Annotated in this window: 13 protein-coding genes, 1 tRNA gene and 1 pseudogene; 10 read left to right on the top strand and 5 right to left on the bottom strand. The window is 68.1% G+C overall.

Features of this window, described 5'->3' with window-relative positions; all coding sequences use genetic code 11:
- Positions 1–13: 13 nt before the first annotated feature.
- Positions 14–1,183: a UDP-N-acetylmuramate dehydrogenase gene (locus ELQ90_RS08940; protein WP_128494934.1), complete on the top strand. Its 1,170-nt coding sequence runs from the start codon at positions 14–16 to the stop codon at positions 1,181–1,183.
- A 521-nt stretch (positions 1,184–1,704) separates the two neighbouring features.
- Here the strand turns inward: ELQ90_RS08940 and ELQ90_RS08930 are convergent.
- Positions 1,705–2,895, bottom strand: a complete 1,191-nt coding sequence (locus ELQ90_RS08930) for a pyridoxal phosphate-dependent aminotransferase (protein ID WP_128494932.1) — start codon at positions 2,893–2,895, stop codon at positions 1,705–1,707.
- 252 nt (positions 2,896–3,147) lie between these two features.
- On the opposite strand from ELQ90_RS08930, the gene ELQ90_RS08925 reads away from it, so the two are divergent.
- Together ELQ90_RS08925 and ELQ90_RS16590 are read left to right on the top strand one after the other, a co-directional pair.
- Positions 3,148–3,327: a hypothetical protein gene (locus ELQ90_RS08925; protein ID WP_128494931.1), complete on the top strand. Its 180-nt coding sequence runs from the start codon at positions 3,148–3,150 to the stop codon at positions 3,325–3,327.
- A gap of 175 nt (positions 3,328–3,502) precedes the next feature.
- Complete coding sequence (locus ELQ90_RS16590; protein ID WP_166408951.1) at positions 3,503–3,652, top strand: hypothetical protein; 150 nt, start codon at positions 3,503–3,505, stop codon at positions 3,650–3,652.
- A gap of 45 nt (positions 3,653–3,697) precedes the next feature.
- On the opposite strand, the gene ELQ90_RS16975 is transcribed toward ELQ90_RS16590, so the two are convergent.
- Positions 3,698–4,201 carry an acyltransferase family protein gene (locus tag ELQ90_RS16975; protein WP_243696087.1) on the bottom strand — a complete coding sequence of 168 codons (504 nt, stop codon included), beginning with the start codon at positions 4,199–4,201 and terminating at the stop codon, positions 3,698–3,700.
- Positions 4,202–4,256: 55 nt separating this feature from the next.
- Positions 4,257–4,820 (bottom strand): annotated as a pseudogene (locus tag ELQ90_RS17185) (acyltransferase family protein); the annotation flags it as partial.
- A 383-nt stretch (positions 4,821–5,203) separates the two neighbouring features.
- Between ELQ90_RS17185 and ELQ90_RS08915 the strand changes: the two are divergent.
- The 5 genes from ELQ90_RS08915 to rplA all read left to right on the top strand — a co-directional run bounded on the left by ELQ90_RS08915 (position 5,204) and on the right by rplA (position 8,200).
- A tRNA-Trp gene (locus tag ELQ90_RS08915) sits at positions 5,204–5,276 on the top strand.
- A 42-nt stretch (positions 5,277–5,318) separates the two neighbouring features.
- Complete coding sequence (gene secE, locus ELQ90_RS08910) at positions 5,319–5,597, top strand: preprotein translocase subunit SecE (RefSeq protein ID WP_128494929.1); 279 nt, start codon at positions 5,319–5,321, stop codon at positions 5,595–5,597.
- Between the two features lie 121 nt (positions 5,598–5,718).
- On the top strand, positions 5,719–6,894 hold the full coding sequence (nusG, locus tag ELQ90_RS08905) for a transcription termination/antitermination protein NusG (RefSeq protein WP_128494928.1): 1,176 nt from the start codon (positions 5,719–5,721) through the stop codon (positions 6,892–6,894).
- Positions 6,895–6,977: 83 nt separating this feature from the next.
- Positions 6,978–7,409, top strand: coding sequence for a 50S ribosomal protein L11 (gene rplK, locus ELQ90_RS08900; protein WP_128494927.1), 432 nt, complete (start codon positions 6,978–6,980; stop codon positions 7,407–7,409).
- A gap of 101 nt (positions 7,410–7,510) precedes the next feature.
- The gene (rplA, locus tag ELQ90_RS08895) at positions 7,511–8,200 is read left to right on the top strand and encodes a 50S ribosomal protein L1 (protein ID WP_128494926.1); all 690 of its coding nucleotides are present in this window, start codon (positions 7,511–7,513) and stop codon (positions 8,198–8,200) included.
- A gap of 114 nt (positions 8,201–8,314) precedes the next feature.
- Here the strand turns inward: rplA and ELQ90_RS16585 are convergent, their stop codons facing one another.
- A complete protein-coding gene (locus ELQ90_RS16585; protein ID WP_166408947.1) occupies positions 8,315–8,581 on the bottom strand; it encodes a hypothetical protein in 267 nt (88 codons plus the stop codon).
- Between ELQ90_RS16585 and ELQ90_RS17095 the strand changes: the two genes are divergently transcribed.
- Positions 8,482–9,072, top strand: a complete 591-nt coding sequence (locus ELQ90_RS17095; protein ID WP_279432130.1) for a recombinase family protein — start codon at positions 8,482–8,484, stop codon at positions 9,070–9,072. The two genes, ELQ90_RS16585 and ELQ90_RS17095, sit on opposite strands and share 100 nt — an antisense overlap.
- A 45-nt stretch (positions 9,073–9,117) precedes the next feature.
- Here ELQ90_RS17095 and ELQ90_RS08885 read toward each other — a convergent pair whose 3' ends face one another.
- Positions 9,118–10,659 carry a helix-turn-helix transcriptional regulator gene (locus ELQ90_RS08885; RefSeq protein ID WP_128494924.1) on the bottom strand — a complete coding sequence of 514 codons (1,542 nt, stop codon included), beginning with the start codon at positions 10,657–10,659 and terminating at the stop codon, positions 9,118–9,120.
- Between the two features lie 431 nt (positions 10,660–11,090).
- Here ELQ90_RS08885 and ELQ90_RS08880 point away from each other — a divergent pair, with 431 nt between their 5' ends.
- Positions 11,091–14,210 (top strand): LamG-like jellyroll fold domain-containing protein, encoded by a 3,120-nt coding sequence (locus ELQ90_RS08880; protein ID WP_166408943.1) that lies wholly within the window; start codon positions 11,091–11,093, stop codon positions 14,208–14,210.
- The last annotated feature ends 474 nt before the right edge of the window (positions 14,211–14,684 follow it).

The raw sequence follows: 14,684 nt of genomic DNA, 5'->3' as shown, positions 1-14,684 counted from the left end.
CGGTGGCGCTCACATGACGACGAACCCTCGCACGACGGCGGTGGTGCCCTTCTCCTCGCTCACGACGTTCCGCGTGGGTGGCGAGCCCGCGGAGTACGCGGAGGCGACGTCGGTCCGCGAGTTGACGGCTCTGCTCGATGAGGGATGGCGCCGATACGACGACTGGATGGTCGTCGGTGGCGGCTCGAACCTCCTCGTCGGTTCCGACGGCTTCCCGGGCATCGCGATCGCGGTCCGCACGCGGGGCATCGAACGTGTCGATGTTCCCGAGGTTCCCGATGGCACGGTCCGTGTGCGCATCCAGGCCGGCGAGTCCTGGGAGGACGTCGTCGCCTTCGCCGTCGACGCCGGGCTGAGCGGCATCGAGGCGCTCTCCGGCATCCCCGGATCGTCGGGAGCCGCGCCCATCCAGAACATCGGAGCGTACGGGGCGGAGATCGGCGACGTCCTCTCCTCCGTGGAGCTCTACGACCGGGAGAGCGGGCGCCTCGAGAGGGTGCGAGCGGACGAGCTCGGTCTCGGGTACCGCACCTCCGTGCTCAAGCGGCACGGAGGAGGGCCGGCGGAACGCGAGGCGGTCGTCGTGTCGATCGACCTCGACCTCACGCGGTCCGTCGACGGTCTCGGTGCACCGATCGCATACCCGCAGCTCGCGAAGGCACTCGGTGTCGAGCTCGGCGATCGCGTGGCCCTCGCCGAGGTGCGGCGGGCCGTCCTCGCACTGCGAAGCTCGAAGGGAATGGTCCTCGACCCCGACGACCGGGACTCCTGGAGCGCCGGGTCCTTCTTCACCAATCCGATCGTCTCGGAGCGGTTCGCCGCCGAACTCCCGGCCGATGCGCCACGGTGGCCCGTCGACGATGTCGAGGAGCCCGTCACGGTGCTGCCGCTCGACGGATCCGCCGGGTTCGACCTGCCGATCCTCTCGCCTCTCGTGGAGGACGAGCGCCGGGTGAAGCTCAGCGCCGCGTGGCTCATCGAGAACGCCGGCATCGGACGAGGTTTCGCCCTCCCGGGGTCGAACGCGGCCATCTCTTCGAAGCACACTCTCGCTCTGACGAACCGCGGCAACGCCTCGGGGGAGGACATCGCGGCGCTCGCACGCTACGTGCAGGCCCGCGTGCAGTCCGAGTTCGGCGTCCTCCTGCTTCCGGAACCGGTCGTCGTCGGGCTCGACATCTGACGTTCCCCCTCCGATCCGCGGTGATCGGTCATCCTCGACGAGCCGGCGTCGCCGCGCGACCCCCTGGTGCAGGGTGGTCGCTCGCCTAGGCTCGGTGTCAACTCGAGGAGGAGACCATGTCTGAAGAACCGACGACACCGCAGACCCCGCTTCCCGGCGAGCCGAGCGGGACACCGCCCGTTCCGCCGCCGCTCCCGTCGCCTCCCGGCCATCCGGAGCGGTCCGGGCAAAGAGGATCCCTCCCGGCGGAACCGGCTCCCGAGCCCACGCCGGAGACGGTGCCCGAACCGGCTCCCGAGCCCACCCCTGAACCGGCGCCTGAACCCGCACCGGAGCCCGCCCCCGAGCCCTGGTCCGTCCCCGAGCCCGACCACACCCCGCCGCCCGGATTCCCGGGACCCCCGAGCGTGCCCGCCGCGCCGAGCGTCCCGCCGACGCCCTTCAGCCCGCCGGGAGCCCCGAGCGCGCCGAACGGCCCGCCGTCCTATCCGACCTCCGGCTGAGGCGGATCCCGCCTCGCGTCAGGCGAAGAGGCGCGCCAGGCGACGAGCGCCCTCCACGAGCTGCTCGTCGCCGAGCGCGTAGCTGAACCGCAAGTAACCGGACGGGCCGAAGGCCTCGCCGGGGACCGCGGCGACCTCGGCCTCGTCGAGGATGTAGTCGGCGAGTTCGAGCGACGTCGAAATGGTGCGGCCACCCCACTCGCGCCCGAGCAGTTCCGACACGTCCGGGTACACGTAGAACGCGCCGTCCGGGGTGGGCGTGCGGAAGCCCGGGACCTGCGCGAATTCCTCCAGGATGAGGTGACGCCGCCTGTCGAAGGCCGCTCGCATCTCGTCCGCCGCGTCCTGCGGTCCGGTGAGGGCTGCGATCGCCGCGCGCTGCGCGACGTTGTTGACGTTTCCGGAGAGGTGCGACTGCAGGTTGCCGAGGGCCTTCACCGCGTCGACGGGGCCGACCGTCCAGCCCACGCGCCAGCCGGTCATCGCGTAGGTCTTCGCGACTCCGTTCACGAGCAGCGTCTGCGATGCGAGGTCGGGAACGGCCTCGAGGATCGAGACGGCCCGCTCGCCGTAGGTGAGGTTCTGGTAGATCTCGTCGCTGATGACCCAGATGCCGTGTTCGAGCGCCCACTCGCCGATCGCCTGCGTCTGCTCGGCCGAGTAGACCGCTCCCGTCGGGTTCGACGGCGAGACGAACAGGAGGGCCTTGGTGCGGTCGGTCCGCGCGGCCTCGAGCTGCTCGACCGAGACGAGGTAACCCGCGTCAGCGTCGGCGAAGACGGGCACGGTGACGCCGTCGGCCAGGGCGATCGCTTCGGGGTAGGTGGTCCAGAAGGGGGAGGGCACGATGACCTCGTCGCCCGGATCGAGAAGGACCTGGAAGGCCTCGTAGACGGACTGCTTGCCGCCGTTGGTCACGATGACCTGCGAGGGGTCGACGGCGGTTCCCGAATCGCGCAGGGTCTTCGCCGCGACGGCCTCACGGAGGTCGGGAAGGCCGGCCGCGGGCGTGTACCGGTGGTTCCGTGGATCGCTCACGGCGGAGAGCGCCGCCTCGACGATGTGCGCGGGTGTCGGGAAGTCCGGCTCGCCCGCGGCGTAGCTGATGACGGGTCGCCCCGCGGCCTGGAGCGCCTTGGCCTTCGCGTCGACCTTGAGGGTCGCCGATTCGGCGATGGCGGAGATCTTGGAGGAGAGTCGCGACGTCACCGTCCCACAGTATCCCGCGACCGGACCGGCACCCTAGAACGGGAGGTGTTTCCCTCGGCGCCGCAGCCGCAGCCGCAGCCGCAGCCGCGTGCGGTGCACCGCGTATCGTGACCCCCGAACGGGGATCGCCCGGAAACGGGTATCGACCAGGACGGTCGCAGCAGTCAGAATGAGCCCATCCACCGACGCACACGGTGGGTGCGCTCCTCCGTCGCACGCGGAGGGGTGACGGGAACCACCCGGGGGGCCAGCATGACCACGTACGACGTCTCGAGTCGTCCTTTCGGGGAGCCGACACCCCTCGAGGGTCGGGAGCTGGCGTCCGCCCGCCGCGACTCCGCCCCCATCCGCGGGATCCTCTTCGGCCTCGCGATCGTCGCGCCGATCTGGATCGGCGCGGGCATCGGCGTCGTCGCGCTGCTCTCCCTCTAGGGCCCTCCGTCTCCAGGCGCCTCCACCGGGTCGTCGCCGAATCATCCCCCCCCCCCCCGCGTCGGCACAACGGGGAACAGCGGGTGAACTCTGCCCGTTTCCGGTACTTCCGGCTGGCCGTCAGGCTCCCGAGCGATCATTGTTGACTCGTATCGTCCGTCGGGAAGGAGCCCACATGGTCGCCATGGACGGCAACACCCGGTTCGATTTCGCTCAGCATCCCGCCGGGACGTCCGCTGTCGCGGGCATCGTGCACGGTCTCGTGCTGGTCACCCCGGTCTGGCTCGTCATCGCGAGCGCGATCGTCGTCGCCGTCATGGCCTGAGAGCACGGTGCTCGGCCGCGGTGCGGCCGCTCCGCGGCCGCACGGTCATGCGCGCCGAGCCGTGCGCCGGCTCGTCGAGGACATGACGGCACGCTGGCCCGGTCGCTCCACGAGGTGGTAGAGAAGGGCCCCGGCCCCCAGCACGACGAGAAGCTGGGCGAGGGCGACTCCGACTCGTTCCGGGAGCGGCCAGGCCTCCACCTCGTCGATGCCGAGGAACCGCACGGGTGACAGCAGAAGCACGATGCCGTGCGTCATGTACACGCTGAACGATATCCGGCCGCCGTATTCCATGGGCCGGGATCCGAGGATGTCCACGGCCCGGCCTGTGCCCGTCGCGAGCGCTCCGATGATGACGACGGAGACCCCGAGGCTGATCGCTGCGAGGAAGGGGCCCTCGGGGAGGAACGGTGTCCCGACGACGAACGCCACGAGGATCAGGAGACCGCTCCAGCCCCTCCCCGTGGTGGCGCGAGCGTTCTCGGTGAACCGGAACAGTGCCACCCCGCAGGAGAACGCCGTGAGGACGCGGAGGGGTGCGACGGGCATCTTGGTCCGCCCAGGGGAGCGCAGCCGCGCCAACGCCCTCCACGGCGACGAGGGCCAGCATGACGACCACGAGCGCGCTCCGACGAGGATGGGCGACGCGAGCGATCACGAGGCAGATCACCGGGAACAACAGGTAGGCGAGCCACTCGGCGCTCAGCGACCATGCCGGGTAGTTCCACCCCTGCGACGGCCAGAACCAGCCACGGACGAGGAGGAGATCCTGGACGGCGCCCTCCACCGTGAAGTGCTCGGCCCTGCCGAGGGTGACGCCGATGCGCGCGCCGACGAGGACGACGAGGACCAGGAAGACGAGGGTGGCCAGATGTACGGGATAGATCCGCGCCAGCCTCTTGAGAAGGAACCTCCCGAACCGTCCGCGTCCCTCGGAGAAGGTCCGGAGGTGCTGGTAGGCGAGGATGTAGCCGCTCAGGACGAAGAACAGGTCGACGGCGAGAAATCCGCGCGACCCGGTTGCCCAGACGACGCCGCCGATCTCCGGGAGGAGCCGGGCGTACTGACCTTCGAAGTGGAAGAGGACGACCCACAGCGCGGCGATGATGCGCAGGCCGGTGAGCTGACGCAATTCCCGTCGCGGCGGGTCCAGAGGCCCAGGCGTCACGCCAGACACGCGCAGCCCTCCACCGTCATCACTCAACGGACACTACGACCGGCCCGGCGGACGTCGTGCCCGGGTCGGCCGATATGGTCCCCCCAGTACCACCATCCGCCGGCGACGTCTCGACGAGGGATCCGGGTCACGGCCCGGTGGTGCAGGCGCCGGAGGGCCCTCGGCTTTACCGGCCGCCGGGCGTCGTCTACACTGGAGCGTGGTGGTGAAATCCGCCAAGCTTTTCTGCGCCCATTTTCATGGGAACCCCAACCGGCATGAGCATCCTCGATGCGTCGGCACGTGTGTTTCCGCAAGGTGAGAGCAGTGGAGCCCTGGATTTCATACCATTGATCCCGGACCCCCGGGATCCGGCTTCGGAACCCCGAGGCCGAAGGGCGGTGGCTCAATTGGTAGAGCAGCGGTCTCCAAAACCGCAGGTTGCAGGTTCGAGTCCTGTCCGCCCTGCGCGTCGGCCCATCGGGTCCGACACGGGAAAGGTGTAACGAGGTGGCCCGAAAAGTTATCGACGAGCCGAGCGAAGAGATCGTCGCGAACGCGAAGAAGGAGCGCGCCGCGCGGCGTGGTCCGTTCGCCGGGCTCATCCTGTTCCTGAAGCAGGTCGTGAACGAGCTCAAGAAGGTCGTCACGCCGACCCGCAAGGAGCTGCTGAGCTACACGGGCGTCGTGCTCGTGTTCGTGGTGATCATGATGGCCCTCGTCTACGGACTGGACCAGTTGTTCAGCTTCATCGTGATCTTCGTGTTCGGGACACCGGCCGGCGGTTAGCCCGCTCGTCGCCGGATCGGACCTCGAGCCCGACCATCCGGCTGAACGACGAAGCGTAGAACGCAACGACGTATCGGAGAGCGCCCCCGCGCCCTCCGACGAAATCGAAGGAAGAGATCCAGTGTCTGAAAGAAACCGCGACGACATCGACCTGTCGACGGCTGCCGAGCAGTCGAGCGAGGTCGATGAGGCCCAGGAGGGCAACGTCGCCGACGCCGAGATCCACTCCGTCGACGGCGCAGAGCACAACGCCATCCACGTCGTCCCCGACGACGAGACCGACGACGAGTCGAGCGCCGCGTTCGACGACATCGACGCGGTCGCCGAGGCGCCCGACCCCGAGGCCGACGCGATCGTCGACGACGCCCTCGAGATCGATGAGGCCGCCGAGGTCGAGGCGGCGGCCGAGGCCATCGAGGACGAGGAAGAGGTCGAGCTGGCCGATGAGGCCGCCGATTCCTCCGAGTACGACGACTCCCCCTACACGGGCGAGCCCGTGGACGGTGACGACGACGGTGACGACGTCCGTCCGGTTCCCGATGTCGACGCCGAGGTCGCGGACGTCTCCGCCGCCCTCGACGACATCATCGAGGCCGAGGATGAGGGCGGGGTCGACGTCGAGCGTCCCGATGACACGGGTGTCGACATCGACACGGCGGACGAGGATGCGGCCGAGGTCGACCCCTACGACGCGTTCCGCGCGGAGCTGCGTTCGCTTCCGGGCAAGTGGTACGTCATCCACTCCTACGCGGGCTTCGAGCGTCGCGTGAAGGCCAACATCGAGCAGCGCAAGGGATCGCTCGAGGTCGAGGAGTACATCTACCAGGTCGAGGTCCCCATGGAGGACGTCGTCGAGATCAAGAACGGGCAGCGCAAGATGGTCACGCGCGTCCGGATCCCCGGCTACGTGCTCGTCCGCATGGACCTCAACGAGGACTCGTGGTCCGTCGTGCGTCACACGCCCGGCGTCACGGGCTTCGTCGGCAACTCGCACAACCCCACGCCGCTCCGTTTCGAGGAGGCCTTCAACATGCTGAAGAGCCTCGTCGAGATCCAGGAGACCGCTCCGGCGAAGTCGGGCGGCCAGAAGGGGTCGGCGACCACGTCGCGTGCCATCCCCGCCGAGGTCGACTTCGAGATCGGCGAGACGATCACGATCAAGGAGGGCTCGTTCGCGGGTCTCCCCGGGTCGATCAGCGAGATCAAGCCGGAGAGCGGAAAGCTCACCGTGCTCGTCTCCCTGTTCGAGCGCGAGACGCCGGTCGAGCTCAGCTTCGACCAGGTGTCGAAGCTCTAGTTCCCTAGCCACCGCTGCCCCAGAGGCATGCGGGAGAGCGCACATCATCCGATGGCGTTCGAACCACCGAAGAAGGAAGAAACATGGCACCGAAGAAGAAGGTCACGGGTCTGATTAAGCTTCAGATCAAGGCCGGCGCCGCCAACCCCGCACCGCCGATCGGACCGGCGCTCGGTCAGCACGGCGTCAACATCATGGAGTTCTGCAAGGCGTACAACGCTGCGACGGAAGCCCAGCGCGGAAACGTCATCCCGGTCGAGATCACCGTCTACGAGGACCGCTCGTTCACGTTCATCCTCAAGACCCCGCCGGCCGCCGAGCTCATCAAGAAGGCTGCGGGCGTCGGCAAGGGTTCGTCCACGCCGCACACCGTCAAGGTCGCGAAGCTCACGCAGGCTCAGGTCCGCGAGATCGCCGAGACCAAGCAGCCCGACCTCAACGCCAACGACATCGACGCTGCGGCGAAGATCATCGCCGGTACCGCCCGCTCCATGGGTATCACCGTCGAGGCCTGACGCTCACCAGACATCCCCGCCCGGTCCCTGTCGGACCGGGTATGCAAATTCGTGGCAGCGCCGGCCAGGCGCAGATGACCACATTCTCACAGGAGAAAAAAATGGCACAGAAGTCAAAGGCCTACCGGGCTGCGGCCGAGAAGATCGAAGAGGGCAAGTTCTACTCGCCCTCCGAGGCTGTCGCTCTCGCCCAGGAGACCGGTTCGTCCAAGTTCAACAGCACCGTCGAGGTCGCCCTCAAGCTCGGTGTCGACCCCCGCAAGGCTGACCAGATGGTCCGCGGAACGGTCATCCTGCCGCACGGCACGGGTAAGACCGCTCGCGTCATCGTGTTCGCGACGGGACCGGCCGCCGAGGCCGCGATCGCCGCTGGTGCCGACGAGGTCGGCGGCGACGAGCTCATCGAGAAGGTCGCGGGCGGCTACACGTCGTTCGATTCCGCCGTCTCGACGCCCGAGCTCATGGGCAAGGTCGGTCGACTCGGTAAGGTGCTCGGCCCGCGTGGCCTCATGCCCAACCCGAAGACCGGCACTGTGACTCCCGACGTCGCACGCGCCGTCACCGAGATCAAGGGCGGAAAGATCGAGTTCCGCGTCGACAAGCACGCCAACGTGCACTTCGTCGTCGGCAAGGCGCAGTTCACGGCCGAGCAGCTCGAGCAGAACCTCGCGGCGGCGCTCGACGAGGTCCAGCGCCTCAAGCCGTCGAGCTCGAAGGGCCGCTACATCCAGAAGGGCGCCGTCTCGACGACCTTCGGCCCGGGCATCCCGCTCGACGTCAACGCGCTCTGATCGGTCGTCCGACAGACGTAGCACCACTGTGAGAAGGGCCCCGCCGGCAGGCGGGGCCCTTCTTCGTCGTGCGGGGGCATGGTCCCTCGGCGGCTCCTGCGACGAGTCGTACGATCAGATCTCGACGGCGGCCGGGTCTGGGGCGCGCGATCCGGAGAGGACCTCGACGGGGATGCCGAATGCCGCCGAGAGCAGCGCGAGTTCCGTCCAGGAGAATGGGACGAGGCCCGCAATGCGTTCGTAGGCGGCCGTGCGCCCCAGGCCGGACGTCCCTGCCTGGAGTGCCGCCACGGCCTCACGGCGCGGGATGCTGCGGCGAGCGAGTTCGGCACGCACCGCGCCCGCGGCGATGCGGAAATCCTGAACGCGAGCGATCTGCATGGCGCCAGCGTATTGGAGTCCGCGTACCGTCGTCGGGCGCTCTCCACATTTGTCCACAGGGGACGGACGCTCCCCAGCCGGATACCGTCCGCTCTGCCTATGCTCGGGACGCTGCGACGACTATCCGAGGAGGATCGTTGGCCGTCATCGGTTATGCACGCGCGGTGGGAAGCGTGACGAGCCTGGACGAGCAGGTCGCCCGACTCGAGGAGGCCGGCGTCGACCGGGTCTTCGTCGATCGGCTGCGCGCGGGTCGCGAGGGGTATCCGGCGCTCGGCGAGTGCATCGGGAACCTCGGCATCGGCGATATCCTCACCGTCACCGCGATCGAGCGTCTACCCCGCGGCATCCCCGCTCTCGTGGAGGTGATGCGTCGAGTGCGAGCGCGCGGGGCGCACTTCCGTGAGCTCTCCGGGCGGTACGACACGACCACGACGGGAGGCGCCGCCTTCTTCCGATGGATCGAGCAGATCGGCGAGAGGCTGGAGTGACGCCGTGAGACGCCCAGCGTCGGGTCTCGACACGGGGGAAGGGGGTCAGCCGACGGCTTCGTCGACGTGAGGGGCCGCTGCGAGGATCCATGGGCTCGCGGCGAGCGCGGTGATGGCGTCGGCCCGGTTGCTGACCCCGAGCTTGTGATAGGCGCTGAGCAATTGCTTCTTCGCGGTGTGCGGGGAGACCCGCTCGGCGGCGGCGATCTCGGGCACCGTCATGCCGGCGCTCGCGGCCCGGAGGACGATCGCCTCCCGACGTGACAGCGTCGGGGTGGATGCCGGGTGGCGGGCGCCGAAGACGACCGCCAGCGGCACGTCGATCGGTGAGGCCTTCTGAGAGGAAAGCGATGTCCAGACGTCGAGGGGGACGGTCGTCGCCACCGTCGTGAGACCGAACTCCGTCATGAGCCGGAGCGCGGACGCGAGGGTCGGGGCTTCCGCCGCCGAGGGGTCGAGCGACGCTGACAGCAGGAGCGCCGCCGCACCGTCTCGAGGCAGGGGATCGTTGGCGATGACCGCACCCGCAAGTCGTCGCGCGCGATCCCGGTGGCCGCTCGACGCGGCGACACGCGCCGTCATGACCGTGAAGGCATTGGCGAAAGCGGGGACGACGGTGCGCCGGTTGAGTTCCAACACGGCCTCCGCGGCGTCGAGGTCGCCGGTCAGGAGGCGGAGTTCCGCTTCGGCGAGCACGAGTAGGGCGCCATTGATGCCTGTCGTGCGTTCGCGTTCGGGGTATTCGGCGCGCGTCGCCGCCAGCGCCGACAGGGCGGCGACCGGATCCGAGCCGAAGGTCGTGGTGAAACGAGAGACCGCGAATCGCCTGATCGCCCAGTGGTCCACCTCGTCGGAGGATGACCGGAAGCGTGAGATGGCGAGTGCCGCTCTGTCTCGATCGCCGGCGTCGATCGCGACGAGTGCGGTCGCGATATGTCCGGAGTCCGCCACCGTGTCGGTCGGGTCGTCGACCTCGGGGATGCGCGCGATCCAGCCCGATGCAGCGGGCGCGAGCCCCTGTAGAGCGAGGACGAGCGCGCAGTCACCCGCCGACTCCACCGCCATGCGTCGATTCTCTGCGGCGATCGCCGAATCGTACGCGGCAGAGAACTCGCCGAGTGCACGTTCGAGATCACCCGCGAGGAGGAGCGCGATCCCCCACTGCACTTTCAGGTCGGCGAGCACACTCGCGATCTCGGCTCGAGCCGCCGGGGTCGCATCGTCGAGCATCTCTCGAGCCTCCCGGGCCGCCGAGACGGCGAGAGCGTGGCGACCACGCATGCGGGCGGCGGCCGATCGTGCGGTGAGGATGGAGAGGTAATCGATGAGCGCGCGTGGAGCCGCCTCGGGCGACGTGAACCGGCTCGACCGGGTCTGGCCGCCGACGGGGATGAACTCCCCATAGGCCTTGGACGCCGCATATCGCGGCATCGACGCGCGCAGGTCCGGTGGGAGGGAAGACATGGCGGCGACCAACGTCCCCCGGTGGTGGTTGGTGAGGTCGCTCCAATTCGCGCCGATGATCTCGTGAACGCGCTCCCACTCTTCGGCCGCCACGGCGGCCCTCAAATCGGTCTCGATGGACATGCGCCCATTTCACCATGCTGCGTCGGCGCTGATCCGCCGACGACGCGCCAGGACACGGGATTCGTCTCACCTCGGCGCCCGCGTTGCGAGCTTCTCTCTTGCGGCGGGCCTCGTCACCCCCTCCCGATTGAGTCGCGAACTGGGGGTGGAAGCGGAAAGTGAGCATCTGTCACACTGGGCCAGAACGCGGGGGAATCGCGTTCAAGGGGGGTGCCCGGGCCCGATGAACCGGGCAGAAAAGAGTCGCTGTGAATACCTTTGTCGCGCCATCCGGCAGCCCACCTCTGGGTCGCCGCCGTCGTCGGTGGTCGACCATCGCCTTTGTCGCCATCGTGGCGGCTTCAATGGGCGTGGCGACGCTCGAGTCGGCACCGGCGGCCACCGCTGACACGGCGATACCGGACACGGTCGCTCCAGGAGTACCGGAGACCGTGTCCGTTGATCCACTGCCCACCCCGCAGATCGACGGGGTCGCCTGGGAACAACTCGTCATCGGGAACACGGTGTACGTCGGGGGGAACTTCTCGTCGGCGCGACCCTTCGGAGCGCCGAAGGGTGAGGGCGAGCGGCCCCGAGCGAATTTCCTCGCCTACGATCTGCACTCGGGTGAGTTGCTGCCATTCGCGCCCTCGTTCGATGCACAGGTCCGTACGCTCGCGGTGTCGCCCGACGGCACGCGCCTCTACGTCGGCGGCTTGTTCCAGAAAGTCGACGGCGTCTCCCGCTATCGGGTCGCGGCGTTCGACGTCGCGAGCGGAGCGCTCGTTCCCGAATTCCGTCCGTACGTGAACTCCTACGTCAAGACACTCGTGGTCACCGACACGACGGTGTTCGTCGGGGGCAATTTCAAGACCGTCGCTCAGCGCACGGGCGGTCCCGTTCCCGCGGTAGCTCGGACCTATGCCGCGGCTTTCACGACATCCGACGCGACCGTCCTGCCGTGGTCCCCGCGCATCGTCGGTGAAGCGCAGGTCGAGTCGATGGTCATTTCGCCCGACGAGACCAAGATCGTGCTCGGCGGAGCATTCCGCAATCTGAACGGGTCGTCGAATCCCGGCTACACCATGGGCGCGACCGACACGATCACCGGTACGACGGTGCTGAAATGGAACGTCAACGGGGCCATCCCGAAACGGTCGCACGTGGAAAAGTACGACGTCTCGGTGTACTCGCTCAAGTCGGACGGGGAATTCGTCTACGGCGTCATGGGGCCCGCCGCGTTCGAAGGCACGTTCAAGGCGAGCTGGACCGACGGGGCGCTCGCGCCCGGCTGGATCGCGGATTGCCATGGGGACACCTACGATGTCGAGCCGGTCGGTGACGTCGTCTACACCGCGAGCCACGCGCACGACTGCGGCAACGTCCGTGGTTTCGAGGACTACGTCGCCCCCTCCAAGTGGTATCGAGCGCTCGCCTTCACGGATGCCGCGACGCAGAAGACGCGCAAGGAGACCGCGGGCTATCAGAACTACGAGGGTCTCCCTGCTCCGACGCTGCTGAACTGGTATCCGGACTTCGACATCGGTCCCCTCTCCGGCCAGGGCCCCTGGACGATCACCTCTGCTCAGGGTTTCGTGCTGTATGGCGGTGAGTTCCGAAAGATCGGGTCAACGAAGCAGCAGGGGCTCACGCGATTCGCGACAGCCGCCGTGGCGCCCAACAAGAACGGCCCTGCGTTGAGCGGTGCGGACATGAAGCCGACGCTCACGAGCTTCCTCGGGACACACATCAAACTCACGTGGCCGAGCAACTACGACCGGGACAACGAGTACCTCACGTACCAGGTCATCCGTGACGACGACTTCGAGAACCCCGTCTTCGAGACGACCCGATCGTCGAGGTTCTGGGAGCGCACCACTCTGCACGGTAACGACGGTCGGTTGGCGCCCGGTACGACGCACACCTACCGGATTCGGACGGTCGACCCCTTCGGGAATTCCACGGTAAGCGAGCCGGCGGCGTACACGGTGACAGGGGCGGTTCCGCTCGCGTGGACACCATACGACCGAGCGGTCCTGCAGGATCAGCCGTCGGCGTACTGGCCCATGAACGAAGCCGGGAAGGCCGCCTACGACTGGGCAGGCTCGAGCCACCTGACGAGTATCACCACGCCGCGAGTGGCCGGGGTGGAAGCGAGTCCGGCTGCACGTGCCGGTTCGTTCAACGGCGTGAACACCTATGCCGCTTCGTCGGTCCGTCTCGCCGCGAAGCCGACGTTCTCCCAGGAGGCGTGGATCAAGACCACCACGAAGCGAGGTGGAGTCCTCATGGGGATGTCGACATCACGCACGACGGCCAATGACTCCTTCGACCGGCAGCTCTACATGGCCAACACCGGTCAGGTGTACTTCGCGAGCATCGATTCGGGCGCGGTGAAGACCGTCAACTCGACGTCGCGTCTCAACGACGGCAAGTGGCATCACGTCGTGGCCACGGTCGGTGCGGCGGGAGCCCGGTTGTACGTGGACGGCGCGCTTCAGTCCTCACGGACGGATCAGCGGACCGGCGCTCCGCTCGTCGCCGGCGCCTACTGGCACGTCGGTGCTCACCAGCTCACGGGGCGACCGGCGATTCCAGCGAGCATCTACTTCGCGGGCACCATCGACAATGTCGCTGCGTATGACCGTCCCCTCACGGCGGCTGAGGTGAAGGCCCACTACCAAGCGGGAACCGCCCCTGCGCCCAACGCGCGTCCGACTGCCTCATTCGCGCCATCCCTGTCGAACCTGTCCGCGGCCGTCGACGCGTCTGCTTCGGTGGATCCGGACGGAGCGATCACGTCGTACGAGTGGGATTTCGGGGACGGGACCACTGGCAGCGGAGTGAAGGTGTCACACGACTACGCGGGCTCGGGCGTCTACACGGTGGCGTTGAGGGTAACGGATGATCGAGGGGCGACCGCCACCACCACCCGACCCATCACGGTGACGAGGCCAGGAATCCTTGCCGAGGACTTGTTCGCGCGCTCCGTTGACGTCGGGTGGGGCTCCACGCCGTTCGGCGGCGACTGGGTGGCGGCCCACGGGGCGTCTGGACTCTCCGTAATCGACGGGTCGGGGACCATGACCGCAGGGCCCGGGCAAACGAGATCCGCTGTGCTCTCCGGTGTGTCCTCGACAGCGGTCGATGTTCGATCGTCGTTCTCGATCGCTGAAGCGCCGTCGGGTGGCGGTCAATCGGTGTCCGTCGTCGGTCGCCAGGTGGGTGCCGACTACTACGCTGCACGGGTACTCGTGCGCGCCACCGGCGACCCGCAGTTGCAGATCCTGCGCAGCGGAACGACCATCAAAACGGTCACCCTGACCGGGGCGGCGTACAAACCGGGTGAGGTCGTGAACGTGCGCGTGCAGGTCACCGGGACGGGAACATCCACGGTGTCCGCGATGGCATGGACGGGGGCGACGGAACCGTCGTCGTGGCAACTGTCCGTGACGGACTCGACGGCGACGCTGCAGCAAGCGGGCAGCGTGGGAGTGCGGTTCTATCTCTCGGCGAGCGCCCTGGCGTCGACGGTCATCGTCCGCGACTTCTCGGCCGGATCCGCGGGATAACGGCACGCTGCGACCGCGGACTCGTCAGGCGAGTTCGCGGTCGCAGCGGCAATGCGCCGAGCAACGACCTGATCCCCGGCCCGGGGTCAGGCTCGGGTGTCGTCGCCGCGTATCGCGTCAGTGATCAGAGCCGGCGGCCGTCACCCCCCTCCAGACGAATGCGCGAACTGGGGTGGCGCGAGGTCTGGAATGCAAAAGTGAGCATTTGTCACACTGGGCCGAAGTGCGGGGGAATCGCGCTGACAACAGGGGGACGTCCGGACCCATCGATCCGGACAAGAGAGAAGATCATGGCTACACTCGCTGTGCCTCCGGAGGAGAGCCGACGTCTCGGCGCGTACTCACGGATGCGAACAATCATTTCCGCGATCGGGCTGGTGGGCGCCATCGCGTCCGGCGGGCTCGTTCTTGCGGCTCCGGCCAACGCGGACACGAGCCCGCCGAGTGCGCCGACATCGCCGATATCACCGACGG

Origin of the sequence: Labedella phragmitis, assembly GCF_004078635.1 — a bacterium.
In the GTDB taxonomy this organism is placed as follows: domain Bacteria; phylum Actinomycetota; class Actinomycetes; order Actinomycetales; family Microbacteriaceae; genus Labedella; species Labedella phragmitis.
The sequence above is the reverse complement of the archived record's forward strand: the minus strand, read 5'-3'. Positions and strand labels throughout refer to the sequence as shown.